This is a genomic window from Streptomyces sp. NPDC012935 (assembly GCF_042900345.1).
Classification (GTDB): Bacteria; Actinomycetota; Actinomycetes; order Streptomycetales; family Streptomycetaceae; genus Streptomyces.
In genome coordinates this window covers 1,046,092-1,072,191 of the sequence record NZ_JBIBBC010000001.1, presented here as the reverse complement: position 1 = coordinate 1,072,191, position 26,100 = coordinate 1,046,092, and the positions used below count along the sequence as shown (strand labels likewise).

21 protein-coding genes are annotated in these 26,100 nt (G+C 71.2%); 10 read left to right on the top strand and 11 right to left on the bottom strand.

Annotated elements, in window-relative coordinates; genetic code table 11:
- Positions 1-237: 237 nt before the first annotated feature.
- The 5 genes from ACFY5C_RS04675 to ACFY5C_RS04655 form a co-directional block, all read right to left on the bottom strand.
- Positions 238-1,641, bottom strand: coding sequence for an MATE family efflux transporter (locus ACFY5C_RS04675; protein ID WP_389440305.1), 1,404 nt, complete (start codon positions 1,639-1,641; stop codon positions 238-240).
- A gap of 6 nt (positions 1,642-1,647) precedes the next feature.
- Positions 1,648-2,676, bottom strand: a complete 1,029-nt coding sequence (locus ACFY5C_RS04670) for a cysteine synthase family protein (RefSeq protein ID WP_389440302.1) — start codon at positions 2,674-2,676, stop codon at positions 1,648-1,650.
- 31 nt (positions 2,677-2,707) lie between these two features.
- On the bottom strand, positions 2,708-4,072 hold the full coding sequence (locus tag ACFY5C_RS04665; protein ID WP_389440300.1) for a Y4yA family PLP-dependent enzyme: 1,365 nt from the start codon (positions 4,070-4,072) through the stop codon (positions 2,708-2,710).
- A complete protein-coding gene (locus tag ACFY5C_RS04660) occupies positions 4,069-5,088 on the bottom strand; it encodes an ornithine cyclodeaminase family protein (RefSeq protein ID WP_389440720.1) in 1,020 nt (339 codons plus the stop codon). Before ACFY5C_RS04660 ends, ACFY5C_RS04665 begins: the two co-directional genes overlap by 4 nt.
- A 78-nt stretch (positions 5,089-5,166) precedes the next feature.
- Positions 5,167-6,156 carry a TauD/TfdA family dioxygenase gene (locus ACFY5C_RS04655; RefSeq protein ID WP_389440298.1) on the bottom strand — a complete coding sequence of 330 codons (990 nt, stop codon included), beginning with the start codon at positions 6,154-6,156 and terminating at the stop codon, positions 5,167-5,169.
- A gap of 294 nt (positions 6,157-6,450) precedes the next feature.
- Between ACFY5C_RS04655 and ACFY5C_RS04650 the strand changes: the two genes are divergently transcribed.
- The 4 genes from ACFY5C_RS04650 to ACFY5C_RS04635 are packed head-to-tail and all read left to right on the top strand — an operon-like array spanning position 6,451 to position 11,394.
- The gene (locus ACFY5C_RS04650; protein WP_389440295.1) at positions 6,451-8,004 is read left to right on the top strand and encodes an ABC transporter substrate-binding protein; all 1,554 of its coding nucleotides are present in this window, start codon (positions 6,451-6,453) and stop codon (positions 8,002-8,004) included.
- The gene (locus tag ACFY5C_RS04645; RefSeq protein WP_389440292.1) at positions 7,989-9,002 is read left to right on the top strand and encodes an ABC transporter permease; all 1,014 of its coding nucleotides are present in this window, start codon (positions 7,989-7,991) and stop codon (positions 9,000-9,002) included. Before ACFY5C_RS04650 ends, ACFY5C_RS04645 begins: the two co-directional genes overlap by 16 nt.
- Positions 8,999-9,859, top strand: coding sequence for an ABC transporter permease (locus ACFY5C_RS04640; RefSeq protein WP_389440290.1), 861 nt, complete (start codon positions 8,999-9,001; stop codon positions 9,857-9,859). The genes ACFY5C_RS04645 and ACFY5C_RS04640 overlap by 4 nt, the downstream gene beginning before the upstream one ends.
- Positions 9,856-11,394, top strand: coding sequence for an ABC transporter ATP-binding protein (locus tag ACFY5C_RS04635; protein WP_389440287.1), 1,539 nt, complete (start codon positions 9,856-9,858; stop codon positions 11,392-11,394). Before ACFY5C_RS04640 ends, ACFY5C_RS04635 begins: the two co-directional genes overlap by 4 nt.
- A gap of 19 nt (positions 11,395-11,413) precedes the next feature.
- Here the strand turns inward: ACFY5C_RS04635 and ACFY5C_RS04630 are convergent, their stop codons facing one another.
- A complete protein-coding gene (locus tag ACFY5C_RS04630) occupies positions 11,414-12,142 on the bottom strand; it encodes a cation transporter (RefSeq protein ID WP_389440285.1) in 729 nt (242 codons plus the stop codon).
- Entirely contained in the window at positions 12,142-12,477 is a 336-nt protein-coding gene (locus tag ACFY5C_RS04625) for an ArsR/SmtB family transcription factor (RefSeq protein ID WP_389440282.1), read from the bottom strand. Before ACFY5C_RS04625 ends, ACFY5C_RS04630 begins: the two co-directional genes overlap by 1 nt.
- A 135-nt stretch (positions 12,478-12,612) precedes the next feature.
- Here ACFY5C_RS04625 and pcaC point away from each other — a divergent pair, with 135 nt between their 5' ends.
- The 3 genes from pcaC to ACFY5C_RS04610 all read left to right on the top strand — a co-directional run bounded on the left by pcaC (position 12,613) and on the right by ACFY5C_RS04610 (position 15,479).
- On the top strand, positions 12,613-13,911 hold the full coding sequence (gene pcaC / locus ACFY5C_RS04620) for a 4-carboxymuconolactone decarboxylase (RefSeq protein ID WP_389440280.1): 1,299 nt from the start codon (positions 12,613-12,615) through the stop codon (positions 13,909-13,911).
- Positions 13,912-14,007: 96 nt separating this feature from the next.
- A complete protein-coding gene (locus ACFY5C_RS04615) occupies positions 14,008-14,643 on the top strand; it encodes an MBL fold metallo-hydrolase (RefSeq protein ID WP_389440278.1) in 636 nt (211 codons plus the stop codon).
- A gap of 56 nt (positions 14,644-14,699) precedes the next feature.
- Positions 14,700-15,479: an exodeoxyribonuclease III gene (locus tag ACFY5C_RS04610; RefSeq protein WP_389440276.1), complete on the top strand. Its 780-nt coding sequence runs from the start codon at positions 14,700-14,702 to the stop codon at positions 15,477-15,479.
- 106 nt (positions 15,480-15,585) lie between these two features.
- Here ACFY5C_RS04610 and ACFY5C_RS04605 read toward each other — a convergent pair whose 3' ends face one another.
- Positions 15,586-17,352: an SGNH/GDSL hydrolase family protein gene (locus ACFY5C_RS04605; protein WP_389440274.1), complete on the bottom strand. Its 1,767-nt coding sequence runs from the start codon at positions 17,350-17,352 to the stop codon at positions 15,586-15,588.
- A 256-nt stretch (positions 17,353-17,608) separates the two neighbouring features.
- Between ACFY5C_RS04605 and ACFY5C_RS04600 the strand changes: the two genes are divergently transcribed.
- The gene (locus ACFY5C_RS04600; protein ID WP_389440272.1) at positions 17,609-18,016 is read left to right on the top strand and encodes a DUF6278 family protein; all 408 of its coding nucleotides are present in this window, start codon (positions 17,609-17,611) and stop codon (positions 18,014-18,016) included.
- Positions 18,017-18,153: 137 nt separating this feature from the next.
- A complete protein-coding gene (locus tag ACFY5C_RS04595; protein ID WP_389440270.1) occupies positions 18,154-18,897 on the top strand; it encodes an amino acid ABC transporter ATP-binding protein in 744 nt (247 codons plus the stop codon).
- Positions 18,898-19,127: 230 nt separating this feature from the next.
- On the opposite strand, the gene ACFY5C_RS04590 is transcribed toward ACFY5C_RS04595, so the two are convergent.
- On the bottom strand, positions 19,128-20,696 hold the full coding sequence (locus tag ACFY5C_RS04590; protein ID WP_389440268.1) for a CocE/NonD family hydrolase: 1,569 nt from the start codon (positions 20,694-20,696) through the stop codon (positions 19,128-19,130).
- Positions 20,697-20,812: 116 nt separating this feature from the next.
- Positions 20,813-21,571, bottom strand: a complete 759-nt coding sequence (locus ACFY5C_RS04585; RefSeq protein WP_389440266.1) for a hypothetical protein — start codon at positions 21,569-21,571, stop codon at positions 20,813-20,815.
- A gap of 117 nt (positions 21,572-21,688) precedes the next feature.
- Here ACFY5C_RS04585 and ggt point away from each other — a divergent pair, with 117 nt between their 5' ends.
- Complete coding sequence (ggt, locus tag ACFY5C_RS04580) at positions 21,689-23,482, top strand: gamma-glutamyltransferase (RefSeq protein WP_389440264.1); 1,794 nt, start codon at positions 21,689-21,691, stop codon at positions 23,480-23,482.
- Between the two features lie 15 nt (positions 23,483-23,497).
- Here the strand turns inward: ggt and ACFY5C_RS04575 are convergent, their stop codons facing one another.
- Entirely contained in the window at positions 23,498-26,059 is a 2,562-nt protein-coding gene (locus tag ACFY5C_RS04575; RefSeq protein ID WP_389440262.1) for an ATP-dependent Clp protease ATP-binding subunit, read from the bottom strand.
- Between the last annotated feature and the right edge of the window lie 41 nt (positions 26,060-26,100).

Here is a 26,100-nt window from a genome sequence, read left to right as displayed (position 1 = left end):
CCACGTGGTCCGAAATGATGCCGTTGGGAAGACGATGTCCTTGTGGTTCGAGTGCGTCGGTGGTGTTCCTGACTCGCGTGTGACAGAACAGGCGATGCAGAAGGCCCCAGACGATTACCGCGCTCGCGTACGGTCAGTCGGCCGGCGTCCACGGTGGGGCCGGCACGGTGCTGTTGCCATCACGGTCCAGGTTTCGTGCCGGCCGCCACCCCGCGCGGCGCGGCAGGCGTTGTCGACTCAAGCAACGGCCGGTTCCTCGGCAGCGCGATGGGACAGTGTCTGGTTGTAGCGGCGCAGCAGGAGCACGGCGGTGGCGGCGAGGCCGGTGAGGAGGCCGAGCCAGACACCGGCGGTCTCCAGGTCGGCGAGGCTGCCGAGCAGCCAGGCGGCGGGCAGGCCGATCAGCCAGTAGCCGACGAGGGTGATGCGGAAGCCGCTCTTGGTGTCGTCCAGGCCGCGCAACAGGCCCACTCCGATGTTCTGGGCGCAGTCGAAGAACTGCAGCACCGCCGCGACCAAGAGGAGGTTCGTGGCGATGTCCGTCGCGCTGGAACCGTCCTGGGTTGACGGGTCCAGGAAAGGACGCAGCACCAGGCCGGGGACGATCAGGTACACGACGCCGACCACCGCCATCACTGCCGCCGCACACGCCAGCGCCGTGTTCTTGATGCGCCGGGCCGCCGTGATCCGGTCCAGGGCGAGTTCCCTGCTGACGTTGAGGGACGCGGCGTGGGACAGGCCGACGGCTATCTGGAAGACGATGTAGATGAGTTGGTTGACGGCGGTGTGCGCGGCAAGGGCGGCGCTGCCGAAGGTGCCGATGATCAGGGCGACGACGGAGAAGAAGCCGGCCTCGGAGCCGTAGGTGGCGGCGATGGGTACGCCCAGGCCGGTCAGGCGGCGCAGGGTGGCCGGGCGGGCCTTCCAGATGCGGATGTCCAGTAGAGGGGCGAGTTTCGGGTCGCGGCGTGCCGACGCGTACAGGGCCAGACAGGTCAGGGCGTACACGAGCGAGGTAGAGACGCCGACGCCGGCCAGGCCCAGTTCCGGCAGGATCCAGGTGCCGTGGATCAGGCCCCAGTTGAGGGCCGCGTTGACGGCCACGGACGCGATGGTGATCTGGAGAAGGGCCTGCGGTCGACGCATGCCGACCGTGAACTGCCGGATCGCCTGGAACCAGAGGCAGGGGATCAGGCCGGGGGCGAGCGCGAGCAGCACCGGCCAGGCGGTGTCGACGACCTCGGGGTCCTGGCCGAGGAAGGCGACGGCCTGTCCGATCAGCAGGATGACGAGCGCGCCGACGATGCCGGACAAGGTGGCCAGCGCCAGTGCGGCGCGGACGATGTCCCGGACCTCCTCGCGCGCCTCATCGGTGAGTTCGTCCTCCTCGTCGGCGCGGGCGGAGGCGGCCGAGACCTGGTTGCCGACGGCCGTGACCATGCCGACGCCCATGGTGCGCAGCTGGTTGAAGATGACCAGCGCCAGGCCGCCGCCGGCCAGCGCCTCCGCGCCCATCAGGCCCATCATCACCGTGTCGGTGGTGGTGAGGGCTACCTGGGCGAGCTGGGTCAGGGCGAGCGGGACGGCCAGGGTGGCAAGGGCGCGGCTGTCGTGGAGCAGGGTGGTGAGCGGTGTCGGCATCGGGGTTCAGTTCTCGCGGAGTTTGGTCAGCAGTTCGTCGATCTCACGCTCGACGGCCGGGTCGATCAGGTCGCGGGCGTTCATCCAGTCGTCGTCGAAGACGGTGTCCATGTACTTCTCGCCTCCGTCGTTGATCAGCGCGACCATAGTCGTGCCCGGTGCGAGGCCGGACATCCGGGTCAGCGCCTCGTACACCACCCCGCCCGCGGAGCCGCCGATGAGGAGGCCGAGACGGCGGGCCAGCACACGCGCGGTGGCGAACGCCTCGACGTCGCCGACCTTGACGCCCTCGTCCAGCAGGCCGTAGTCGACCATGGCGCCGATGGTCGCGCCCTCGGGCGTGCCCGTGCCGGACTGGTAGTAGTCGTGGGCGGGCGGCCCGAAGGCGATCGACCCCTTCGGCTCGATCCCGACGATCTGTACGTCCGGCACGGTCTTGCGCAGTTCCCCGCCGGTTCCGAAGAGCCCACCGCCGGTCCCTACGGCGCCGATCAGGATGTCGATACGGCCGTCCAGAGCGGCGTCGAGTTCATGCGCCACCGGCCGGTAGCCGTCCCCGTTCGCCATGTTGTTGTGCTGCTCGGTGAAGTAGGCGTTGTCGCTCTCGGCCGCCAGCTTCTCGGCGAACTCCTCGCGGGCGGCGGTGGCCAGTTCCTCGTCGCCCTCGTCGGCGACGTAGATGAGTTCGGCGCCGAGCGCCTTCATGCCGCGCAGTTTGTCGGCGGCGGCGTGGTGGTCGACGACAGCGGTGAAGGTGTAGCCGCGCTCGGCCGCGATGACGGCGAGGCCAAGTCCGGTGTTGCCGGAGGTGGACTCGACGACTCGGCCGCCGGGGCGCAGCAGTCCGCGTTCCTCGGCGTCGAGGACCATCTGCCGGGCCATGCGGATCTTCGCGGTGCCGGTCGGGTTGAACTGCTCCAGTTTGAGCAGTAGTCGGCTGCCGGTGTCGGTGCGGCACAGTTCGAACAGCGGGGTGTGGCCTATCAGGTCGGAGACACGGTTGACCACGGCGGGACGCGAAAGCGCCTTGTCCATCGGATGGCTCCAGGTTGGGGAGGGGGGAGAGTCAGGCGAGTGGATGGCGGTCGAGCCGCCAGCGGGTCGTACCGCCGGCGGTGTCGAGGACGATCTTCGGGGGGAGCGGCAGCTCGTGGAAGGGGGACTCGTTGGAGTCCATCTGGTATCCGGCGGTGTTGGGGTAGACGAGCAGGTCGCCGACGGCCGGGCGGGTGGGGAACCGCACCTTGCGCCAGGTGACCATGTCGGATTCCAGGCAGGTCGCACCGCCGACGCAGGCCGCGTACGGCTCGCCTTGCCGCTCGTGGGCGGGCAGCAGCACGGGGTCCGGCAGGTACTCGCTGTTGAACCACTGCTCGGACAGGCTCAGGCTGCTGCCGTCCACGGTGACGATGCCGTAGCCACTGCGGTTCTTCACGCCCTGCACGCGGAAGACCGTGCACCCGGCACGGTCCAGCAGCGCCCGGCCGGGCTCCAACAAGAGCTGCACGCCCGCCTCTCGCAGTCGCCCGGCGAGACCGTCGGCGGCGAGGACCGTGCGCAGGGCATCGGGGCCTGCCACCGGCGAGTGGTACGGGTAGAAGTCGCCCGAGGCGAAGGACTTGCCCGCGTGGTAGTGCTCGGGCCGCTGCTCGCGCAGGAAGCGTTCCCAGTGCTCGGCGTCGGTGTAGTCGACGGCGAAGCCGCCGCCGATGCTGATCCGGTCCGCGCGCAGTCCCATGACCCGGGCCTTGAGGCACAGCTCGACGAGTTCGCCCGCCGACTCGGCGCGCAGCAACGGGTCGTAGCCGGACAGATGGAAGGAAAAGCCCTCCATGACGATGGCGTCCTTGGCCTGCGCGCACCGAGCGAGGGCGGCCTCCAGCTCCCCGTCGTCGAACCCGAAACGGCTGTGCGGCTGGGCCGGCGGCAGTCGCCGCAGCAGCACGCGCGCCGGGCGGGCGACGGCTCGCGCCTGCGCGAGGACGCTCTCCAGCTCGTCGGGTGCGTCGACGGCGATCAGGCAGCCCTGCAGGACGGCGACCCGCAGCAGGCCCTCGGCCTTGGTCGGCCCGGTGACCACCACATCCTCGCCACGCACCCCGTGCCCGAGCGCGTCCCGCAGCTCCCCGGCGCTGGCCACATCCACGCCCCTGCCGGACAGCGCGCAGCGGTCCATCCACACGGCCGCCTTGTTGGCCTTCTTCGCGTAGTACACGCGGCCCTCGACACCGGCCTCGCGCAACACGTCCTCGAACGCGGCCGCGTTGGCGTCGAAGCGCTCGGGCAGCAGCAGGTGGAAGGGGCCACCGAGCGCGTGCGACAGCTCGTGCGGCAGCCCGCTGTCCAGGACCGCGTCGAGCTGCGGATCCGGGTGGGCGGGCAGCGGCGGGGCGCCGGCCAAGCCGCCCGCCTCCGCGGAGGTGGGGGTCACTGCCACAGCGAGACCCGCGTTCCCAGACCCTGTTCGACCGCCAACTGCGCGAACCGGTGGCCGAGTGCGATGTCGGTGACGACGAGGCCGCTGTTGTAGGCGAAGATCCGCTCGTCGGCGGAGCGTCGGCCCTCGGCCCGTCCCACCACGACCTCGGGGAACTCCGCGTCCACGGGCGGGAAGTTGCCGTCGGCGTCGGCCATGTCGGTGCCGGTGACCTTCATCTGCGCCTCGCTGGTGGCGATCACCCGGTCCGCCTCGTGCAGCGTGGAGGGCGTGATGCCGTGACCGACCAGGATGGACAGCGCGCCCGGCTTCAGATCGGCCGCCTCGACCGCGGCGGGGGTGTGCTGGCCGGCGGTGGCGACCACCACGTCAGCCTCCGCAGCGGCAGCCCGCACGTCGTCCACGACCTCCACCTCCCGGTCGGGGAAGTAGTGGTGGAGCCGCTCGCGGACCGCCGCGAGGCCGTCGGGGTGGGTGCCGTAGACCATGAGCCGGTCCAGGTCCGGCAGGGTGGTGAGCAGGAACGGCAGGGCGAGCCGGCCCTGGGTCCCGGTGCCGATGACCAGCGCGTTGCGGCTGCCGGGCGCGGCCAGCTCGCGGGCGAGAAGCGCCGATACGGCCGGGGTGCGCAGCGAGCCGACGCGAGAGCAGTCCATCATCGCGACCGGCAGGCCGGTGACGTCGTCGTAGATGGTGAGGGTCGTGTAATAGTGCTGCTCGTCGCGGCCCTTGTCGAGGCCGTGCTTGTACGACGTCTTGATCGCGACGACCTCGCGGACACCGTCACGGCCGAGCATCGCGTACGAGACGGAGTGACCGTCCTCGGGCTTCACGGTGAGTTTGCGCGGGTTGGCCGACTTGCCGTCGGCCAGGGTGCGGTACGCCTGCTCGACCACGTCGACCACGTCGGCGAGGGAGACATCGAGGCCGGCGACATCGCTCGTGCTGAGGATGCGCAGGGTCCTGTCGTCCGCGGGTATGTGAGCCGCGGGTATGCCGTCCGCGGGTATGTCGGACGGGTCGTTGTCCGTGCGTGCGGGGGTGCCGGTCACGGCTGGTCCCTTCGTATGAGGGGGGATGGCTGGGGATCAGAGGTGGGCCACGAGGGCGGTCTGGCCGTAGCCGTGTTCGTCCGCCTCGGCCAGCGGGCGGCTGCGGCGGCCGGGGACGCGCACCGAGGCGCGCTTGAGCCAGCGGTCGGTGCCGTCGTAGCGGGCCTTGAACGGCACCCGGCCGTGGACGACCAGGTCGTTGTCGACGACCAGGACGTCTCCGGGCTCCAGGGCGACGGCGACCGACACGCGTTCCAGCTCGGCGGTCAGCCGGTCGTAGGCGGCGCGGTAGTCGGCGGGGGCCTCGTCGAGCGGCGTGTAGGCGGGGTCGTAGCGCAGGGTGGGCCCGTTCTCGGTCTGCCACAGGACGGGTACCTTCGGCGGCTCACCCGCGAAGCCCTGCGCCTCGGCGTAGGCGTCGTCCGGGAGGATCGGCAGCACGGGGCGGGACAGCAGTGCCACGTCGTCCGCGTCGAGCCGGACCTTGCGGATGCCGGCGGCGGTGGTGGCGATGGCGTCGTGGTTGCGCATGCAGGCGAGCAGCAGCAGGTGGGCGCGGCCGGGGTGGAAGGCGTCCTCGGTGTGCGGGCTGAGCAGCACGGTGCTGCTCGCGCCGGTCTGCGCCTGCTCGTGGCCGGGCGAGGGCACGATGTTGTGCACGAACCGGCCTTCCTGCTGTCCCTCCCAGGCGATCGGGTGCCCCATGGCGGTGGCGAGCAGCAGCAGGATCACGTCCCACTCGGCCGCGCAGTCCCCCGCCGTGGCCCAACTGGCGGGCGTGGGGCCGATTCCGCCGTCGTCGACGGGCAGGCCGCGCAGGACGAACAGGCCGTCGTCGGTTTCGACCGGGCGGCAGTGACGACGAATCGTTGTGCCGAGGCGGGCGGCAGACGCCGCCACCCGGCGGAGCAGTTCGGGCCGCGCGGCCGAACTGCCTGAGTCGGCAAGGATCTTCTGGGCGGTCTCGGTCAGCTCGGCGACGGCGTGCGCGTCGAGCTGCCGTATGGGTGCGGCTCCCGTGGGCATGGCGGGGTCATCCGTTCGGGTGCGGGTGCGGGGTGCGACGGATACGCGTTCCTGTGGACTTGCTGTGCCTCGGCGGCCGAAAACGTATCAGTGGTGATTAGGTAAGGCAATCCTTACTAGAGCCTGTGCTCCGGTTGGATCCGTGTACATCCACTGCGCCTACTTGTGCTTCCATGCGCCCATTTGACGCACCGGCAGAAACACCGACAAGCCGCCTCACAGCTTGCACAACGGATCTTCTTAGGGTAGGCACACCTAAGCAATCTGCCCCGTGTGAGTGGAACGAGGTCGTACGTGAACTGGAACAGACGACAACTGCTGTGGGCCGGCGGCGGGATAGGCGCGGCCGCACTCCTGGCCGCCTGCGGCGGCGGTGATGAGACCTCGTCCGAATCGCCGGCGAAGGGGAGCGAGAAGCCGCGGCCCGGGGGCACCCTCCGGGTCGGTGCGCTGGGCCGCGCCTCGGCCATCACCCGTGACCCCCACGGCACCCAGGCCAACGAGAGCGACTACCTGATCATCTCGCTGGTCCACGACACCCTCACCGTCCCCGGCACCAAGCCCAACACCGTCCCCCGCCTCGCCGCCTCCTGGAAGGCGTCGGACGACCTCAAGACCTGGAGCTTCACCCTTGCCAAGGGTGCGAAGTTCCACGACGGCACCCCGGTCACCGCCGAGGACGTCGTCTGGTCCCTGAAGCGGCTGCGCAACACCCCCTCCGGCGCGTCCCGTCTGCCGGGCATCAAGCCGGAGAACATCAAGGCCGAGGGGGACGACACGGTCGTCCTGGTGTCCGACTACGCCAACGCCGAACTGCCGCAGCTGACCCGCCTGACGACGTTCGTGCTGAAGAAGGACACGGCGGAGAAGGACCTCGGCAAGGCCCCCGGCACGGGCCCCTTCAAGCTGGACTGGTTCCGCTCCGGCAACGCCCGGCTGGTCCGCAACGACGACTGGTACGGCGGAGAGGTCCTCCTCGACGCCATCGAGGTCAAGATCTTCGAGAGCCCGCAGGCGATGGCCAACGCACTGCTCGCCGGGCAGATCGACGTGGCCTCCAATGTCGGTGCGGTGGCGGCCCGTACGGCCGAGAAGCGCGAGGACATCCAGATCGTGCGCCGCCCCAACGACATGGCGATGCCGATCGTCATGCGCACGGCCGACGGTCCGTTCGCGGACGCGAAGGTGCGGGAGGCGCTGCGGCTGGCCGTGGACCGCGAGGCCATGGTCAAGCAGGTGCTGTCCGGATACGGCACGGTCGCCAACGACATTCTCGGCACCGGCGACCCGGCGTACGCCAAGGACATCCCGCAGCGCAAGCGGGATCTGGCCAGGGCCAAGTCGCTGCTGAAGGAAGCCAAGTTCGACCTGTCGAAGACGTACAAGCTTCTGACCACCGAGGACATCGCCGGCCTCGCCGAGGCGGCCACCCTGTTCGCCTCCCAGGTCCGCGAGGCCGGGGTGAAGGTCGAGGTGGTCAAGCAGGAGTCGGCGACCTTCTGGGAGAAGACCTGGCTCAAGGGCGACCTGTACACCACCTACTGGGGCACCAACGACTCGGTGGTGTTCTTCGCCAGCAAGACCATGGTGTCCGACTCCGGCCAGAACGAGGCCGGTTGGAAGAACACCGAGTTCGACGCCGCGTACAAGAAGGCGATGGCGACCAAGGACGCGGCGGAACGCGCCAAGGTGCTGCACGAGCTCCAGCAGATCGAGTACGACGAGTCCGGCTATGTGCTGTGGGGCATGGCCGACGGCATCGACCTCGCCGCTGCGGCGGTGCGTGACCTGCCGACCCTGCCCGGCTACGGGCGCGTCCAGCTCGAGACGGCATGGCTGGCTCGCTGATCGAGGCCGTACGACGTGGGCCGGCCGGGGGCAACGAGCCCCGGCCGGCCCCGGCCGTCGTACGTCTCGTGCTGCGCGTGGCCGGAGTGCTCGCGCGCCGGGCCCTGCTGCTCTCCGTACTGCTCGCGTTCGTCTTCGCTTCCGTGGAGCTGTTGCCGGGCGACGCGGCCAACGCCACGTCCGAACGCGGGGAGAGCGCGGCGGACCTCGCTGAGCGGCGTCGTCTGCTGGGCCTGGACCGGCCGGTCCTCGAACGCTTCTGGGAGTGGATGACCGGCCTGCCCACCGGCGACCTCGGCACCTCCGCACGCGGCGAATCCGTCGCCGATCTGCTCGCCCGTCCCTTCCCCAACACCCTGCTGCTCGGCGGGCTCGCGCTGCTGGTGACGCTGGTCGCCTCGGTCGCGCTCGGCTGCTGGGCGGCGGCCCGGCCCGGCGGGAAGACCGACCGTGCCGTGTCGGCGAGTGCCACCGGGGTGCTCGCGCTGCCCGAGTTCGTCGTCGCGGTGGCCCTGGTGCTGGTCTTCGCCCTGTGGACCGACTGGCTGCCCGCCGTCACGCTCACCGACGCGGACGGCTCGCCCGCCTCCTGGGAGATGCTGCTGCTGCCGGTGCTCGCCCTGGCGATCCCGCAGATCGGCTGGAACGTCCGGATCGTACGGGCCGCGCTCGCCGACGAGGCCAAGGCGCCGCACATCGAGACCGCCGTGCTCGACGGGCTGCCCCGGCACCGGATCTTCACCCACCATCTGCTGCCCGGCGCCCTGCCGACCATCGCCGCCGGCCTGGCCACCTCCACGGGCATGCTGCTGGGCGGCGCGGTCGTGGTGGAGACCATCTTCAACTACCCCGGGATCGGCTCGGTCCTCGCCGGAGCGGTCACCGACCGGGACAGCCCCGTCATCGCCGGCGTCGTCGCCGTCACCGGAGCCGTCATCACCGGGGTCCTGCTGCTCGCCGACCTCGTACGCGCCTGGGCCTCCGGAGGCCGGACATGACCGTACCCATATCCACCGCACATCCCGTCTCTCCCGCACGCCGCTTTCCCGGGCGTCGCCGACTGGCCCTGCGAGTGCTCCCGGCCCTGCTGCTCATCGCCCTCGCCCTGGCCGGACCCTGGCTGACCCCGCACGCCATCGACGTCCCCGTCACCGCCCCCTACGCCGAACCCGGCGGCGACGCCCCCTTCGGCGGCGACCAGCTGGGCCGGGACGTGCTCAGCCGGGTGCTGGCCGGAGGACGCGAACTCGTCGTGACCTCCCTGCTCGTCGCCGTCCTGGTCACCGCCGTGGCCGCCGTGCTCGGCGCGGTCAGCGCCCTGCGCCCGGCCGTCGGACGGATCGTCGAACGCACCGCAGACGTCCTCATGCTGCTGCCCGCCGTCCTCGGCATCCTCCTCGTCACCCTGTCCTGGCCGGACGGCGGACGCCTCGCCGTCGTCACCGCGGCCGTCGTCCTCGGCGTGCCGTACGCGGTGCGCCTGGTCGCAGGCGCGGCCGCGCCCGTAGCGGCCTCCGGCTACGTGGAGGCGGCGGCCGTAGGCGGCGAACGGCTGTGGCACCTCGTCGTACGCGAGGTACTGCCCAACCTGCGAGCCACCCTGCTCGCCCTCTTCGGACTGCGCTTCGTCGCCGCCGTATACCTCGTGGCCACCGCCGGCTTCCTCCAGGTCGGCCCTCAACCGCCCGCCGCCGACTGGGCGTTGATGATCCGCGAGAACTCCGCCGGCATCGTCCTCAACCCCTGGGCCGTCCTCGCCCCCAGCATCGCCATCGGTCTGCTCGCCATGAGCGTCAACCTGGCGGCAGCCGCCCTGGTCCCCGCAACCGGCCGTAAGGCGGTACCCGCACTGTGAACCACATGCCCGACTGGTACCCCGACAGCCAGGCGGCGGAAGGGGAGAACGCGGTCCAGGTCTCGGGCCTGACCGTCGCCGCCCGCAGCGGCCGCCTCCTGCTGGACCGAGCCGACCTGGAGCTGGCCCCCGGCCGCGTCACCGCCGTCGTCGGCCCCTCCGGCTGCGGCAAGACCACCCTGCTGCGTGCCGTGACGGGCACCCTGCCACCGGACACCGAACGCACCACCGGCACCGTCACCGTCCTCGGCCAGGACCCCCTCACCCTGCCTGCCCCCGCCCTGCGCACCCTGCGCCGACACCGCCTCGCCTACGTCGGCCAGGACCCCGGCTCCGGCCTCAACCCGCGCATGAGCGTGCGCCGCCTGCTCGCCGAAGTCGCCGTGGACGGGAGCCGCGAGGCGATCCGGGCACAGCTCGCCGAGGTCCGGCTGCCCGTCGACGGCGGCCTGCCGGACCGCCGGATCGGCGGGCTGTCGGGCGGCCAGCAGCGCCGGGTCGCACTCGCCCGGGCCCTGGCACGCCGCCCCGCCGTCCTGCTCCTCGACGAGCCCACGGCCGGACTCGACCCGGCGCTGCGCGACGAGATAGCCGAGCTCCTGCGGCACCTCGCCGAGAACCACCGCATCGCCATCGCCCTGTCCTGCCACGACACCGACCTGGTCGCCCGCCTCGCCGACGACGTCGTGGACCTGACCGGACCAGGCCCCAAGGCGGCCATGGCCGGCCCGCGCGCCGCGGACGAGCCCGTCCGCACCCCGGCCGACGGCACGACCACCATCACGGCAACCGGCCTGAACGCCGCCCACACCCACCGGGGCCGACGCGTCCCCGTGCTCCACGGCATCGACCTCGCCCTCGCCGCCGGAAGCAGCCTCGGCATAGTCGGCGCCTCGGGCTCCGGCAAGACGACCCTGCTGCGCACTCTCGTCGGACTGCACCGCCCCACCGCCGGCACCGTCAGCCTCGACGGCGCCGGCCTCGCCCCGACAGCGCACCGCCGATCCCGCGAGCAGCGCCGACGCCTCCAACTCGTGCCGCAGGACCCGCTCGGCACCCTCAACCCCAGCCGCACCGTCGGCACCGCCCTGCGCCGCCCCCTCCTGCTGCACCGCCGGACCGGCCGCGCCGAGGCCCCCGCCTGTGTCCTGGAACTCCTGGAACAGGTCGGCCTGCCCGCCGCGACCGCCGACCGCTACCCGCACGAGCTGTCCGGCGGGCAGCGCCAACGCGTAGCGATCGCCCGCGCGCTGGCGGCCAAGCCCGACGTGCTGTTCTGCGACGAGGTCACCTCCGCGCTCGACGCGGAAACCGCCGTAGCGGTCATGGACCTGCTCACCGAGCTCCGCGACCGGCGGGGCCTGTCCCTGGTCCTCGTCAGCCACGACCTGCGCCTCGTCGCCGACCGGACGGACTCGCTGGTCGTCATGTCCGAGGGCCGCGTGGTCGAGTCGGGCCCCACCGCACGGCTGTTCAGCTCACCGGCGCATCCGGTGACGGCCGCGCTGGCGACGGGGGTCGCGCTGGGTGGCTGAGCTCGGTGCAGCCGGTTGGTCAGCTGCAGCAGTCGCATCCGGGGTGGCAACCGCACGCGTCCTCCTTGGCGTTGCCCGACGGCCCCGCTGAAGTGACGGTCGGGGCGCAGCAGCCTTCGCCCCGCCAGGCGTCGCGGCCTTCCCTGACGGCGATGGCGGCGATGACGAGGCCGGCGACGGGGTCGGCCCAGGACCAGCCGAGGGTGGCGTTGAGCACCAGGCCGACGAGGAGTACGGCGGACAGGTAGGTGCACAGCAGGGTCTGCATGGAGTCGGCCACCACGGAGGCGGAGCCGAGTTCGCGGCCGGCGCGGCGCTGGGCCGCGGACAGGAACGGCATCACGGCCAGTGACATGGCGGCGAGGACGATGCCGGGGATGGAGCGTTCGGCCCCTCCGGTGCCGGTGAGGGCGCGGATGGCGTCGACGGTGACGTATGCGGCCAGGGTGAAGAACGAGAAGGCGATGATCCGTAGAGCGGTCTTCTCGCGCGCCTCGCGTACGGCGTGCTCGCGGGCGGAGAACTGCCAGGCGACCGCGGCGGCGGAGGAGACCTCGATGACGGAGTCCAGCCCGAAGCCGATCAGCGCGGTGGAGGAGGCGAGGGTCCCGGCGGTGATCGCGACGATCGCCTCGACGACGTTGTAGGTGATGGTCGCGGCGACCAGCAGGCGTATCCGGCGAGCGAGTGCGTCGCGTCGGACAGGGGACGGTTCGAGGGCCAGGGTTGTGGATACCTCGGCGGCCATCAACAGCAGCCCTTCTCCGTGGCGTCTGCGCAGGTCTTGTCCGCCTCGACCGCGATGACGGCGGTGCGTAGGTCGTCCAGGGCATGGCCGAGGCGTTCGTCGGCCAGCTCGTACCGGGTGCGCCGTCCCTCGGGCACGGTGAGGACGAGGCCGCAGTCCCGAAGGCACGCTAGGTGGTTCGACAGTCTCGTACGGGAGACGCCGAGCGCGTGGGCGAGGTCCGCGGGGTAGGCGGGGGCCTCACGGAGTACGAGCAGGATGCGGCAGCGGATGGGGTCGGCGAGTGCGCGGCCGAACCGGACCAGGACGTCGATGTCGGGGGCGAGAGTCAGCACACCCTCAAAGTACAGGGAATCCTGAATTCAGGAAAGTGTGGATTATTGCCGCCCGCGAGGTCTTCAATGGGTCCGGACGGTCTGCACCGACCCCCCGTTATAGGGGCGCCCGTGAGAGATGAGAGGGTCAGGCGGGTGAGTGAGACACCGATGAGCACCCTGCAATACCGCTTTGACGGGCCGGAAGACGCCCCAGTCCTGATCCTCGGTCCCTCACTGGGCACCACCTGGCACATGTGGGACCGGCAGGTCCCCGAGCTGACCCAGCAATGGCGTGTGTTCCGGTTCGACCTGCCGGGACACGGTGGCGCGCCCGCGTACCCGGCGGGCTCCGTGGCCGAGCTCACCGACCGGCTGCTCGCCACCCTCGACGGCCTGGGCGTGCAGCGCTTCGGCTACGCGGGCTGCGCACTCGGCGGCGCACTCGGCATCGAGCTCGCCCTGCGCCACCCGGAGCGCCTCGCCTCGCTCGCGCTCATCGCCGCCTCCCCCCGGTTCGGCACGGCGGACGAGTTCCGCCAGCGGGGCGTGATCGTGCGCACGAACGGCCTCGACCCCATCGCCCGCACCTCGCCCGACCGCTGGTTCACCTCCGGTTTCGCCGCAGCCCAGCCCGCCATCACCGAGTGGGCCGTGCAGATGGTGCGCACCACCGACCCCGGCTGCTACATCGCCGCCTGCGAGGCGCTCGCCTCCTTCGACGTACGGCCGCAGCTCGGCGGCGTCGCGGTGCCCACGCTCGTCCTCGTCGGCTCGGACGACCAGGTCACCGGCCCCGCCGAGGCCCGCACGCTGGTCGCCGGGATACCGGACGCCCGTCTCGCCGTCGTGCCCGGCGCCTCCCACCTCGTGCCGGTCGAGCAGCCCGCCGCCGTGACCGACCTGCTGGTCCGGCACTTCTCCACCGCCTGGCAGCCCGCCTACGACTCCACGACCGGCCAGATGGCCATCGTCGCCGCCCCCGTGAAGCCGGTCCTGGCCGCACCGCCCTCGCAACCCGCGCCCGTGGCCGAGATAGCCCCGGCCGTCGTGGCACCGCAGACGACGCAACGGCCGGACCCGTACGACGCCGGGATCAGGGTCCGTCGTGAGGTGCTCGGTGACGCGCATGTCGACCGGGCGCTGGCTCAGGCGGACGAGTTCTCGGGGGACTTCCAGGAGTTCATCACCCGATACGCCTGGGGTGAGATCTGGGACAGACCCGGGCTCGACCGGCGCTCCCGCAGCTGTGTCACCCTCACCGCCCTGGTCGCGGGCGGCCACATGGACGAACTCGCCTTCCACACCCGCGCCGCCCTGCGCAACGGCCTCACGCCGGACGAGATCAAGGAAGTGCTGCTGCAGGCGGCCGTCTACTGCGGCGTGCCGGCGGCGAACACCGCCTTCAAGGTCGCCCAGCAGGTCATAAGGGAAGAGACCACTCCGCAGGAGTGAGGACCCGCAGCGGTCGGCATCCGCAGGAGTGAGGACCCGCAGCGTCGGCATCCGCAGGAGCGGGCATCCGCAACCGCCGCGCGTCAGGATGGAGCCATGAAGCTCACGAAGAAGTCGCACGCCTGCGTCCGGCTCGAGAAGAACGGGCAGACGCTGGTTCTCGACCCCGGCGGATTCAGCGAGGAGGACGCCGCGCTCGGCGCGGATGCGATCCTCGTCACGCACGAGCACCCCGACCACTTCGACGAGGGGCGGCTGCGGGCGGCCATGGAGGCCAACCCGGCCGCCGGGATCTGGACGCTCGGCTCCGTCGCGGAGCAGATCGCGGCGGCCTTCCCGGGCCGTGTGCACACGGTCGGCCACGGCGACACCTTCACCGCCGCCGGCTTCGACGTCCAGGTCCACGGCGAGCTGCACGCCGTCATCCACCCGGACATCCCGCGCATCACCAACGTCGGCTACCTCGTCGACGGGGGCAAGGTCTTCCACCCCGGCGATGCCCTCACCGTCCCCGACCGCCCGGTGGAGACGCTGATGCTGCCGGTCATGGCCCCCTGGAACAAGATCGCGGAGGTCATCGACTACGTCCGTGAGGTCAAGCCGCAGCGCGCCTACGACATCCACGACGCCCTGCTCACCGACCTGGCCCGGCCGATCTACGACCGCCAGATCGGCGGCCTCGGCGGCGCGGAGCACCTGCGCCTGACGCCGGGGGACTCGGCGGAGGTGTGAGCGGCCCCACCCCGGGCGGGACCGGGTTGTCAGTCCCGCCCGGTAGGTTGTCAGGCATGCGCATCGCCACCTGGAACGTGAACTCGATCACCGCCCGCCTGCCGAGGCTCCTGGCCTGGCTGGAGAGCAGCGGCACCGACGTGCTGTGCCTCCAGGAGGCCAAGGTCGCCGAGGACCAGTTCCCGTTCGACCCGCTGCGCGACCTCGGCTACGAGGCGGCGGTCAACGCGACCGGCCGGTGGAACGGCGTGGCGGTGCTCTCCCGCGTCGGCCTCAAGGACGTCGTCAAGGGCCTGCCCGGCGACCCCGGCTTCGACGACGTCGTCGAGCCCCGCGCCATCTCCGCGACCTGCGGCCCGATCCGCGTCTGGTCGGTGTACGTGCCGAACGGCCGTGAGGTGGACCACCCCCACTACGCCTACAAGCTCCAGTGGTTCGAGGCCCTCAAGGCGGCCGTCGCCGGCGACGCGGGCGGCAGCCGCCCCTTCGCGGTGATGGGCGATTACAACGTGGCGCCGACGGACGACGACGTCTACGACGTCGCCGCCTTCGACGGCCTCACCCACGTCACCCCTGCCGAGCGCGCCGCCCTCGCCTCCCTGCGCGAGTCCGGCCTGTCCGACGTGGTCCCGCGCCCCCTCAAGTACGACCGCCCGTACACGTACTGGGACTACCGGCAGCTCTGCTTCCCCAAGAACCGCGGCATGCGCATCGACCTGGTGTACGGCAACGAGCCGTTCGCCAAGGCGGTCACCGACTCGTACGTGGACCGCGAGGAGCGCAAGGGCAAGGGCGCCTCGGACCACGCGCCGGTGGTCGTGGACCTGGACGTGTAGGGCACGCCCTCCAGCCCGTCCGGCGCTTGAGGACGCGGCCGTTCAGGCCGATACGGGGGTCCGGGGGCAGAGCCCCCGGACGGCCACCTCGGACGCCCGCACAGCCTCACCGCATCAGCACACGCAGATCCACCGACCGAGCCAGCGCAGCGAGCCCCGCGTCCCCGGGGTGCAGATGGTCCCCGCTGTCGTACGCGGGCAGCAGCCGGGACGGCCGTGCAGGGTCCCGCGCCACCGCGTCGAAGTCGAGCACGCCGTCGAAGGCGGCGCCGGAGCGGATCCACTGGTTCACCTCGGCCCGCTCGGCGTCGACGGCGGCCGTGCACCGCGCCTCTCCCTCGCAGGGCAGGATCGTCGCCGCCAGCATTCGCAGGCCCCGCGCGTGGCCCCGGTCCGCGATCGCGCGCAGCCCGGCGATGACCTGCTCCGCGGTGGTGCCCCAGCGCACGTCGTTGATGCCCTCGAACACCACCGCCGTACGCGCCGACGTCTGGGACAGGACATCCCGGTCGAACCGGTACAAGGCGCTCACTCCGGCCGTGTCCGTGGAGATCCCGTCACCGGGATACCGGTCGGAGACCACACGGTTGCCGGAGATCCCCTGGTTGAGCACCCCATAGCGCGGGACCGCGCTCTGGTTCAACAGCCGTGTGGCCAGCACATTGGGCCACCGCCGGTTGGTGTCCGTCGTGGACTTCTCGCCGTCGGTGATCGAGTCTCCCAGCAGCACCACCGACCCCGGCCCGCCGCTCACGTCGACACCGGTCAGCAGCGGCCAGCTGGTCAGGACGGCGGGGTAGGCCGATGCGGAGACGTCCGCCGTGTGGTCGCCCGGCGCGCTCACGTACGACCGCTGCTGCGCGAGCCGGTGCACCGGCGCGGCCGGCACGGTTTTGGGCAGATGGAAGCTCACCAGCAGATTGCTGTCCGCCGGCACCTGGAACCCGAGCGGATCGGTGTACGCCTGTGCCCCGGCCGGGATCTCGACGCCCGCCGACCCCCGGAAGAGCACCCGGACCGGCGTCGCCTTCGCCGTCGCGCCCGCCGCCTGCACCGCCACCGTGGCCCTGCCGATCCGCACCGGCGCCGCCGCGAAGGTGTTGTCGAACCGCAGCCGCACCCGCGGCCCGCCCGCCGAGGTGTGCACCACCAGGCGCAGCGTCCGGTCGGTCCACGGCCCCACGGTCGGATAGCCGCCCGTCGCGGCCGCCCAACTCCCCGTCCAGCCGGTGGCCGGGGCCCGGACCGTCAGCGCGAACACATGCAGCCCCGACGCCTTCGGCAGCCGTACGGACGCGACCTCGCGCCCCGCCAGGATCGGCACGGTGACGACGTACAGCCGCGCCCGCTCGTCGAGTTGGCCGTTCGGCGTGTTGATGTGCGGCAGGGCCACCGCCTTGGTGGCGAGCGGGCCGGTGCGCCAGTCGGGGGCGGTCAGGTGATAGGTCGACCGGTTGCCGCCGGCGTACGACACCGTCCCCGTGCCGCCGACATCGAAACCGTCCGTGCCCGCCACGAGGAACGCGAGGGCGTCACCGCGCCCTTGCACCTTTACGTCCTGTCCGGCGGCCAGGACGTTGTCCGCCTCGCCCGGCTGCCGCTTCGGCCAGGTCAGGCGGGCTCCCTGCACGGTCAGCGCCCGGCCGGGTGTCCAGCCGGCGGCCGCCAGGGCCTGCGCGGACAGTGAGCCGCCCACCCCGTCGAAGTCCGCCTGCGCGGGCCGGGCGTCGTCGCTGACGGCCGTGTTGTCGAAGAGCCGCTCCAGCGGGAGCGGCCCGGCTCTGCGCTCGGGGGCCGCCTGCGCGGAGACCCCCGGCACCAGGACCGCGAAGACAGCGAGGACGACCGCGGAAATCCACACACGTCGGCGCAACTCCGACTCCTCCCGTTCACGACCGCTCAGGACTGCGTATGACTGCGCATGACAGGTTCAAGCGAGACGTTCAGGCGCGACACTCGGACGACAGGCTCGGTTGAGACGTTCGGACGAGACGCAAGACGCACCGAGAAGTTAGAGAGGCACCCGTGACCCGTCAACGCGCCATGCCCGAACTCGGCGTGAACTCGACCGGAATCGGCGGCCAGCGCGCCTGTGGCGCGTTCCGCAGGACGAATGACACGCTGGGCGTATGAAGATCCCTTTTCTGGGCCACCGGCGCGAGAAGCGCGGGGCCCCCGACCCCGAGGGCATCGCCGAACTCCTTGCCGAATGTGAACTCCTGCGCTCCCACGCATCCCGGGCAGGCGTCGAACTCGACGACTCCACCGCCTCGTTGGAGGCCGTCGACCAGTTGGTGCCGCGCTGGCGGGAGGACGAGGAGATCCTGCCCTGGCTGGGCAACGACGCAGGTCTGTATCTCGGCACCGTCATCGTGCGCACCGTGCCCGGAGCGGCCTGGAAGATCCGGCCGGACGGGCAGCCGGTCGTACGACTCGCGTCCGGCCGTGAGTTCGATGTCGTAGCCTCGGGGCAGGAGTGGGCCGCGAGCGGTGTGCCTGAGCTGTCGCAGCTGTACGCGGAAGTCGCGGAAGCGTAAGGCTCTGGCCTGTTGTTCGACATAAGTTCGGCGTAAATACGGCTTATGCCCGAAAAGTGCGTGTCGTGCTTTAAGTCCACTCTTGCCCGGATAGTTTGCGGAGACCGCTACACAGCTGAGAGTGACTGGGGCTGGGCATGGCTGGCGATCCACTGATCGAGCTGCGTGACGTCAACAAGTACTTCGGGGACCTGCATGTCCTGCAGGACATCAGCCTCACCGTCGGCAAGGGGGAGGTGGTCGTCGTCATCGGCCCCTCGGGATCGGGGAAGTCGACGCTCTGCCGGGCCATCAACCGACTCGAGACCGTTCAATCAGGCACGATCAAGCTCGACGGACAGTCGCTGCCCGCCGAGGGGAAGGCTCTCGCCCGGTTGCGCGCCGAAGTCGGCATGGTCTTCCAGTCCTTCAACCTCTTCGCCCACAAGACGGTCCTGCAGAACGTCTCGCTGGGGCAGGTCAGGGTCCGCGGGCGCAAGAAGGACGAGGCCGACAAGCGCTCCCGCGAACTCCTGGAGCGCGTCGGCGTGGCCGACCAGGCGGACAAGTACCCCGCGCAGCTCTCCGGCGGCCAGCAGCAGCGCGTGGCCATCGCCCGGGCCCTCGCGATGGAACCCAAGGCGATGCTGTTCGACGAGCCGACCTCCGCGCTCGACCCCGAGATGATCAACGAGGTCCTCGAGGTCATGCGCCAACTCGCCCGTGACGGCATGACGATGATCGTCGTGACCCATGAGATGGGCTTCGCCCGCTCGGCCGCCAACCGCGTCGTGTTCATGGCCGACGGCCGCATCGTCGAGGACCGCAGCCCCGAGGAGTTCTTCACCGACCCCAGAAGCGAGCGCGCCCGGGACTTCCTGTCGAAGATCCTCCATCACTGAGCGGGGAGTATGTACGACCCATGCCGAGACGAACGGCGTTTGTGGACACCGCAATCCCCTCCGCGTCCGACCTCGACTACGATGTTCCGTCCGTCCCCAAAGCCGTGGTGATGACCTCGGCCGCGACCAGGGACGCTGCTGCCGGGTGGGGATCCCCCCACGGCCCCTAGCAACAGGGGCAGCAGGGGGCAGCAGTTACAGAGCCATACCCGCCCGGCGCCGGCCGGAGATCACTGCTCGCGCAGTGGAATCGACACGTACGACGGGTCGTTCGCCGGTGAGGAGAAGGTCAGCCGCGCGCCGGACGGGTTGTGCTCGATGTAGAGCGGGTCGACCGTGTCGACGACCAGGGCCAGCCGGTGCCCTGCCGGGACGTCGTAGGCCGTGGAGTACAGCTCCAGGTCGACGCCGAACGGCTTTCCGGGTGTACGTCCGTGGAAGGTGTACGGCGCGTTGCTGACCAGCTTGCCGAGGCCGAGCGGGCCCACGTCGTACAGGTAGGCGACGAGGGTGCCGCTCTCCTTGGTCGGTGTGACGGTGGTGTGCAACTTCGCCGTGCCACGCACACGTTGGGTCGTGGCGTACTTCTCGGACTGCCACACGCCCGCCCAGAGCCGGGGGAGCAGCGGGATCGAGGCCATCGGGGGCAGCTGGGCCACCTGGTCGAGGATGCTGGACAGGAAGACGACTCCGCCGTCCGCGCCCGAGTTGACGTTCGCGCGGATCGTGGTGCTGCCGCCCAGGGCGATCTTCCTGTTCGTCGCGCCGACCGACTTCCAGTCCGGGTAGCCCTCGTAGCCCCCCGCGGAACGGGACTTGAGCTGGACCGGCAGCTCGCGGTTGATGCCGTTGTCCTCGCCCTTGAGGTAATGGTCGAACCAGCGCTCGGTGTCCGTCCACACGTCGTTGGGCAGGCCGAACAGGCCGGTCAGCTCGGCGGTCGCATGGTCGCCCGGGCGGAACTCCAGGCGCTTGGGGCCGGTCAGCTTCTCGTAGAAGTCCGCGTACTGGTTGGGCTGGAAGACCGTGTCGCCCCAGGAGTTGGCCATCATGACCGCGGCGCCGCTCTCGTTGAGTTGATCCACGTATGTCGCGGCCGAACGTTTCTTCCCCCAGTTGATGATGTCCTGTTCCCTGGACAGGTCGGAGGCGTAGAAGTCGTCGAAGATCTGCCTCAGTTCGGCGCTCTGACGGCCGGTGACCAGGCTCGCGCCGTCCAGCAGTCCGGCGGCCTGGAGGTGCTGGGTGCGGCCGGCGTAGATCGAGCCGATGAGGTCGGCCCAGCCGCTGAGGGCGGCGACCGCCCTGACCCGCTTGTCGTGCGCGGCGGCCAGCAGGCTGATGCCGGCGCCGTACGAGACGCCCGCCATGCCGATGTGCTTCGCGTCGGAGGGGGTGTTGGCGAGCGCCCAGTCGATCACCTTGGACGCGTCGGCTATGTCGGGCGGGCCCGCCACTTCTATCTCGCCGCCCGACTGCCAGAAGCCGCGGACGTTGTAACTGACCACGATGTAGCCCGAGTTCGCGAGCTTCTGGGCCTGGGCGAAGTACTCGACCTGGGGCAGGCCCCAGCTCGTGGGCATGACGAGCAGCGGGTAGGTGCGCGTGCCGTCGGCGCCGGCCGGCGTGACGACGTTCGCCTTGAGCGTGGTGCCGCCGTCGCCGGTGATGTCGACGAAGCGGACGCTGTTCGGGGCGGCTTGGGCCGCGGGGGCGAGCCCGAGGGCGCTACCGGCGATCAGAGTCGCGGAGACGGCGCCCACGGCGGTCGTACGCAGGGCCTTGCGATGGTGTCCCACGGGTCACTCCTCACTCGTGTCAGTGCAAAGTGACCCGACGGTAACCGTGGCCCCTTACCGCAAGTAACCCGTCGGTAAGTTACGTGCGAGTAACGATTACCGGAATGTGTTGGACCTCAGGAGGACCGATGGGTATTTCGCGCGGGCGCCGGTGTCGGCAACGGAGCCTGCGCCGCCCGCGTGACATCCGCGACCAGTTCCACCACATCCGGGCCGTACGCCTGCGAGTTGACCACCTTCAGCAGCAGGACGAAGGAGCCGGTGCCGTGCTTGCGGGTCAGCCGCTCGTGGTTGCGCGCGAGGTAGCGGGTGGCGGCCTGGTTGGTGATCGCGGTCTGCCCGCAGAAGAGGAAGACGGGACGGGGGCCCTGGCTCTCGCCGACGGTCAGCCGGGCGAGGAGGGCGTACTCCTCCTTGCCGACCTCCACCCGGTAGCGCTCGGAGCCGATCTGCAGCGCGCCCCGGTCCGGGCCGGGTTCGGCGTCGACGTTCACCCGCACCCCGGGCAGCAGGGAGGCCAGGTGCGCCGTCATGCGGCGGTTCGACGCCGGGCCGCCGACGCAGAACTCGGTGCGCTCGCCGAAGCCCTGGCGTGCCGCGTCGTGCGGGATGATCTGGGCGTGGGCGTTGCAGTCCTTGATCAGCGCCGCGAGTTCGAGCAGCGCGAACACGTCGTAACGCATCACCGTGAGCTCGGGTCCGCCGGCCCCGCGGTTCACCACCAGCAGGGACTCGGCATTGTCGGGCAGCCCGAAAAACGCCTGCTTGCGGCGCAGCTTGCGCTTGTACAGGTACGTACGGGCCAGCCAGCCGAGGGCGGCACTTATGGCCGCCGCGACCACGCCCAGGACGATGTTGCGTACGTCGTCGTTCATGGGCGCGCATGGTAGCGGGCCAACGCAAACCGTTGTTCGACACACGGGGTCACGCGCTCCTGACGGGGGCATGTCGATCGATTAGGCTGCGCCAACAGCCCCTGCCTGGAGGTGCGGATGCGTCGCCCTGTCGCGCGGAAACTGTCGGTCCTGGCGGTCTCGGCCGCCGTGGTGTCGGTCGGAGCGGCGGCGCCCCCCGCCGCGCAGAGCAGCCCGGAGAAGGTCCCTGTGGCGGTCGGCTACGGCGGCGCCGTGTCGAGCGTCGACCCGGACGCCTCCGCGGCCGGCATCGAGGTCCTGCGCAAGGGCGGCAACGCCGTCGACGCCGCCGTGGCCACGGCCGCCGCGCTCGGCGTCACCGAGCCCTACTCCGCCGGCGTCGGCGGAGGCGGCTACTTCGTCTACTACGACGCCAAGTCCCGTACGGTGCGGACCATCGACGGCCGCGAGACCGCGCCGCTGAGCGCGGACTCCGACCTGTTCGTGGAGAACGGCAAGGCGATCCCCTTCGCCGAGGCCGTCACCAGCGGCCTGAGCGTCGGCACCCCGGGCACACCCGCCACCTGGCAGAAGGCGCTCGACAAGTGGGGGAGCAAGCCGCTCGGCACCCTGCTGAAGCCCGCCGAGCGGCTGGCCCGGGACGGCTTCACCGTCGACGACACCTTCCGCTCGCAGACCGCCGCGAACGAGACCCGGTTCCGCTACTTCCCGGACACCGCCGAGCTGTTCCTGCCGAACGGCGCCCTCCCGGTCGTCGGCTCCACCTTCAAGAACCCCGACCTCGCCCGCACCTACGCGGAATTGGCGAAGAAGGGCGTCGGCGCGCTCTACCGGGGCGACATCGCCGAGGACATCGTCGACACGGTCAACGACCCGCCCGTGGACCCGGGCTCCGGCTGGAAGGCCCGCCCCGGCGACCTCACCGCCAAGGACCTGGCCGGCTACCGCACCAAGTCGCAGGCGCCCACCAGGACCTCGTACCGCGGACTCGGCGTCTACTCCATGGCGCCCTCCTCCTCCGGCGGCACGACGGTTGGCGAGGCGCTGAACATCCTGGAGAACACGGACCTGTCGAAGGCGAGCAAGGTCCAGTACCTGCACCGCTACATCGAGGCCGGCCGGATCGCCTTCGCCGATCGCGGGCGCTGGGTCGGCGACCCCGCCTTCGAGGACGTACCGACGAAGGAGCTGCTGTCGCAGCGGTACGCCGACTCGCGCGAGTGCCTGATCAAGGACGACGCGGTGCTGAGCAGCCCCCTTGCGCCGGGCGACCCGCGCAACCCGGCGGCCTGCGACGCCGGCGGCACGGCGGCCCCGACCACCTACGAGGGCGACAGCACCACCCACCTCACGGTGGCCGACAAGTGGGGCAACGTCGTCTCCTACACGCTCACCATCGAGCAGACCGGCGGCAGCGGCATCACCGTCCCGGGCCGTGGCTTCATCCTCAACAACGAGCTGACGGACTTCTCCTTCACCCCGGCCAACCCGGCCGTCCACGACCCGAACCTGCCGGGTCCGGGCAAGCGTCCACGCTCCTCCATGTCCCCGACCATCGTCCTCGACCGGCACGACAAGCCCGTCGTGGCGCTCGGCTCGCCCGGTGGCGCGACCATCATCACGACCGTGCTGCAGACCCTGACCGGCTTCGTCGACCGCGGGCTGCCGCTGGTCGACGCGATCGCCGCGCCCCGCGCCAGCCAGCGCAACGCGGCCCAGACCGAGCTGGAACCGGGCCTCGACAGTCAGACGAAGGCCCGGCTGGAGGCCATCGGGCACTCCTTCAAGCCCAACCCCGAGATCGGTGCAGCCACCGCTGTGCAGCGGCTGCCGGACGGGAAGTGGCTGGCCGCCGCCGAGACGGTACGGCGCGGCGGCGGCTCGGCGATGGTGGTGCGGTCGGCGTCGTAGCGTCCGCGCGGGACGTCACAACTCGGGGGCGGGCGGCAGTTCCTCCGCACGGAAGGTGAGCTGTCCGTCCGCCACATCCACCGTCACCCGGCCGCCCTCGCCGATCCGGCCGTCCAGGAGCAGCCGGGAGAGCTGGTTGTCGACCTCCCGCTGGATCGTGCGGCGCAGCGGGCGGGCGCCGTACTCGGGCTGGTAGCCGCGCTCGGAGAGCCAGTCGACGGCCGCGCCGGTGAAGTCGACCGAGACGCCCTGGGCGTGCAGCAGGCGACGGGTCTTGTCCAGCAGCAGGTTGGTGATCCGCTCCAACTGCTCCGGGGTCAGGCGGCGGAAGACCACGACCTCGTCGATGCGGTTGAGGAACTCGGGCCGGAAGTGCTCGCGCAGCGGCCGCAGGACCCGCTCGCTGCGCGCCTGTTCGTCGGCCTCCTCGTCACCCGCGCCGAACCCGATCCCGGCGCCGCCGCGGCCGATCGCCTCCGAACCCAGGTTGCTGGTCATCACGATGACGGTGTTGGTGAAGTCGACCGTGCGGCCCTGGGAGTCGGTCAGCCGGCCGTCGTCCAGGACCTGCAGCAGGATGTTGAAGACGTCCGGGTGGGCCTTCTCGACCTCGTCGAGCAGAAGCAGCGAGTACGGATGCCGGCGCACCACCTCGGTGAGCTGTCCGGCCTCCTCGTGGCCGACGTATCCGGGCGGGGCGCCCACCAGGCGGCTGACGGTGTGCCGTTCCTGGTACTCGCTCATGTCCAGGCGGACCATCCGCTCCTCGCTGCCGAACAGCGCCTCGGCGAGGGCGCGGGCCAGCTCGGTCTTGCCGACGCCGGTCGGGCCGAGGAAGAGGAAGCTGCCGATCGGCCGGTCGGGGCTGGCGAGTCCGGCCCGGGAGCGCAGCACCGCGTCGGAGACCACGCGCACCGCGTCGTTCTGGCCGACGACCCGTTCGTGCAGGTGATCCTCCAGGCCGAGCAGCCGGTCCTTCTCCTCCTCGGTGAGGCTGCTCACCGGGATGCCGGTCTGCCGGGACACGACCTCCGCGATGGCCTCGGCGGTGACCTCCAGGTGCTGCCCCTCGTCGGCCTCCTCGTTGTCGGAGGCCTGCGCGATGCGCTGCTTCAACTCGACGATACGGTCGCGCAGTTGCGTGGCCTGCTCGTACTGTTCGTCGGCGACGGCCTGGTCCTTGTCCCGGTAGAGCTGCTCGACCTCGCGCTCCATGGTCCGTACGTCCGTGCCCTTGGTCCGCGCGCGCAGCCGGACCCGGGCGCCCGCCTGGTCGATCAGGTCGATCGCCTTGTCCGGCAGGCGGCGGTCGGTGAGATAGCGGTCGGACAGTTCCACGGCGGCGACGAGCGCCTCGTCGCTGTAGCGGACCTGGTGGTGGGCCTCGTAGCGGTCGCGCAGGCCGCGCAGGATCTCGATCGCGTCGGCGGTGGTCGGTTCGGGGACGAGGATCGGCTGGAAGCGGCGGGAGAGGGCCGCGTCCTTCTCGATCCGTCGGTACTCCTCCAGCGTGGTCGCGCCCACGACGTGCAACTCGCCGCGGGCCAAGGCCGGCTTGAGGATGTTCCCGGCGTCCATGGAGCCGCCCTCGCCGCCGCCTCCGGCGCCCACGACGGTGTGCAACTCGTCGATGAAGACGATCAGCTGGTCGGAGTGCGAGCGGATCTCGGTGACGATGTTGTTGAGCCGCTCCTCGAAGTCGCCCCGGTAGCGGGTGCCCGCGACCACGCCCGTCAGGTCCAGCGCGACCACCCGGCGGCCGCCGAGCACGTCGGGCACGTCGCCGTCCGCGATGCGCTGGGCCAGGCCCTCCACGATCGCGGTCTTGCCGACGCCCGCGTCGCCGATCAGCACCGGGTTGTTCTTGCCGCGCCGCGAGAGCACCTCGACGGTCTGCTCGATCTCCTCGTCCCGGCCGATCACCGGGTCGATACGGCCCCGGCGGGCGAGGTCGGTGAGGTCGCGGCCGTACTTGTCGAGGGTGGGCGTACCGGAGTCGACGCGCGGTCGCTGATCGACGCGGGGACGGGACTGGGAGCTGTCCGAGGCCTCGGGCGGCAGGCCGGGGCCGGAGGGGGCGAAACGGGCCGCGTTCAGGATGTGGCCCGCCGCGGAGTCGGGGTTCGCGGCCAGGGCGCTGAGCACGTGCTCCGGGCCGATGTAGCCGGTGCCCCGCGCCCGGGCCAGGTCGTGGGCGTCGAGCAGGGCGCGCTTGGCGGCCGGGGTGAGGGACAGCGACGTCGGCGGCGGGGCCTCGCCCGGCGGGTGCTGGACCGGGCCCGACCGCTCGTCGATCTCCGTCGCCAGCGAGTCGGGGTCCGCGCCGGCACGGGTGAGCAGGCTCCGGGTCGGCTCGGCGGACAGGGCGGCGCGCAGCAGGTGCTGGGTGTCCAGGTCGCGGCTGCCGTGCTCGGCGGCGTACTGGGCTGCGCCCTGCACCAGCTCCCGGGCCGGCTGACTGAGCAGGCGGCCGATGTCGATCTGCCGGGGGCCGGGGCGCGGGCCGCCGAAGAAGCGGGCGAGGAATTCTCCGAAGGGGTCGTAGTCTTCCGGACCACCAGTGAAGCCGCTGGTCATGGCGTTCCCATCCGGCGTCCCTGCGCGGGCAGGGTCGCCCT

Excerpts from the sequence above, each read along its gene's own strand:
- ACFY5C_RS04675 (WP_389440305.1), bottom strand. The coding sequence starts at position 1,641 with ATGCCGACACCGCTCACCACCCTGCTCCACGACAGCCGCGCCCTTGCC.
- ACFY5C_RS04670 (WP_389440302.1), bottom strand. The coding sequence starts at position 2,676 with ATGGACAAGGCGCTTTCGCGTCCCGCCGTGGTCAACCGTGTCTCCGAC.
- ACFY5C_RS04655 (WP_389440298.1), bottom strand. The coding sequence starts at position 6,156 with ATGCCCACGGGAGCCGCACCCATACGGCAGCTCGACGCGCACGCCGTC.
- ACFY5C_RS04645 (WP_389440292.1), top strand. The coding sequence starts at position 7,989 with ATGGCTGGCTCGCTGATCGAGGCCGTACGACGTGGGCCGGCCGGGGGC.
- ACFY5C_RS04640 (WP_389440290.1), top strand. The coding sequence starts at position 8,999 with ATGACCGTACCCATATCCACCGCACATCCCGTCTCTCCCGCACGCCGC.
- ACFY5C_RS04630 (WP_389440285.1), bottom strand. The coding sequence starts at position 12,142 with ATGGCCGCCGAGGTATCCACAACCCTGGCCCTCGAACCGTCCCCTGTC.
- ACFY5C_RS04615 (WP_389440278.1), top strand. The coding sequence starts at position 14,008 with ATGAAGCTCACGAAGAAGTCGCACGCCTGCGTCCGGCTCGAGAAGAAC.
- ACFY5C_RS04610 (WP_389440276.1), top strand. The coding sequence starts at position 14,700 with ATGCGCATCGCCACCTGGAACGTGAACTCGATCACCGCCCGCCTGCCG.
- ACFY5C_RS04600 (WP_389440272.1), top strand. The coding sequence starts at position 17,609 with ATGAAGATCCCTTTTCTGGGCCACCGGCGCGAGAAGCGCGGGGCCCCC.
- ACFY5C_RS04595 (WP_389440270.1), top strand. The coding sequence starts at position 18,154 with ATGGCTGGCGATCCACTGATCGAGCTGCGTGACGTCAACAAGTACTTC.
- ACFY5C_RS04585 (WP_389440266.1), bottom strand. The coding sequence starts at position 21,571 with ATGAACGACGACGTACGCAACATCGTCCTGGGCGTGGTCGCGGCGGCC.
- ggt (WP_389440264.1), top strand. The coding sequence starts at position 21,689 with ATGCGTCGCCCTGTCGCGCGGAAACTGTCGGTCCTGGCGGTCTCGGCC.
- ACFY5C_RS04575 (WP_389440262.1), bottom strand. The coding sequence starts at position 26,059 with ATGACCAGCGGCTTCACTGGTGGTCCGGAAGACTACGACCCCTTCGGA.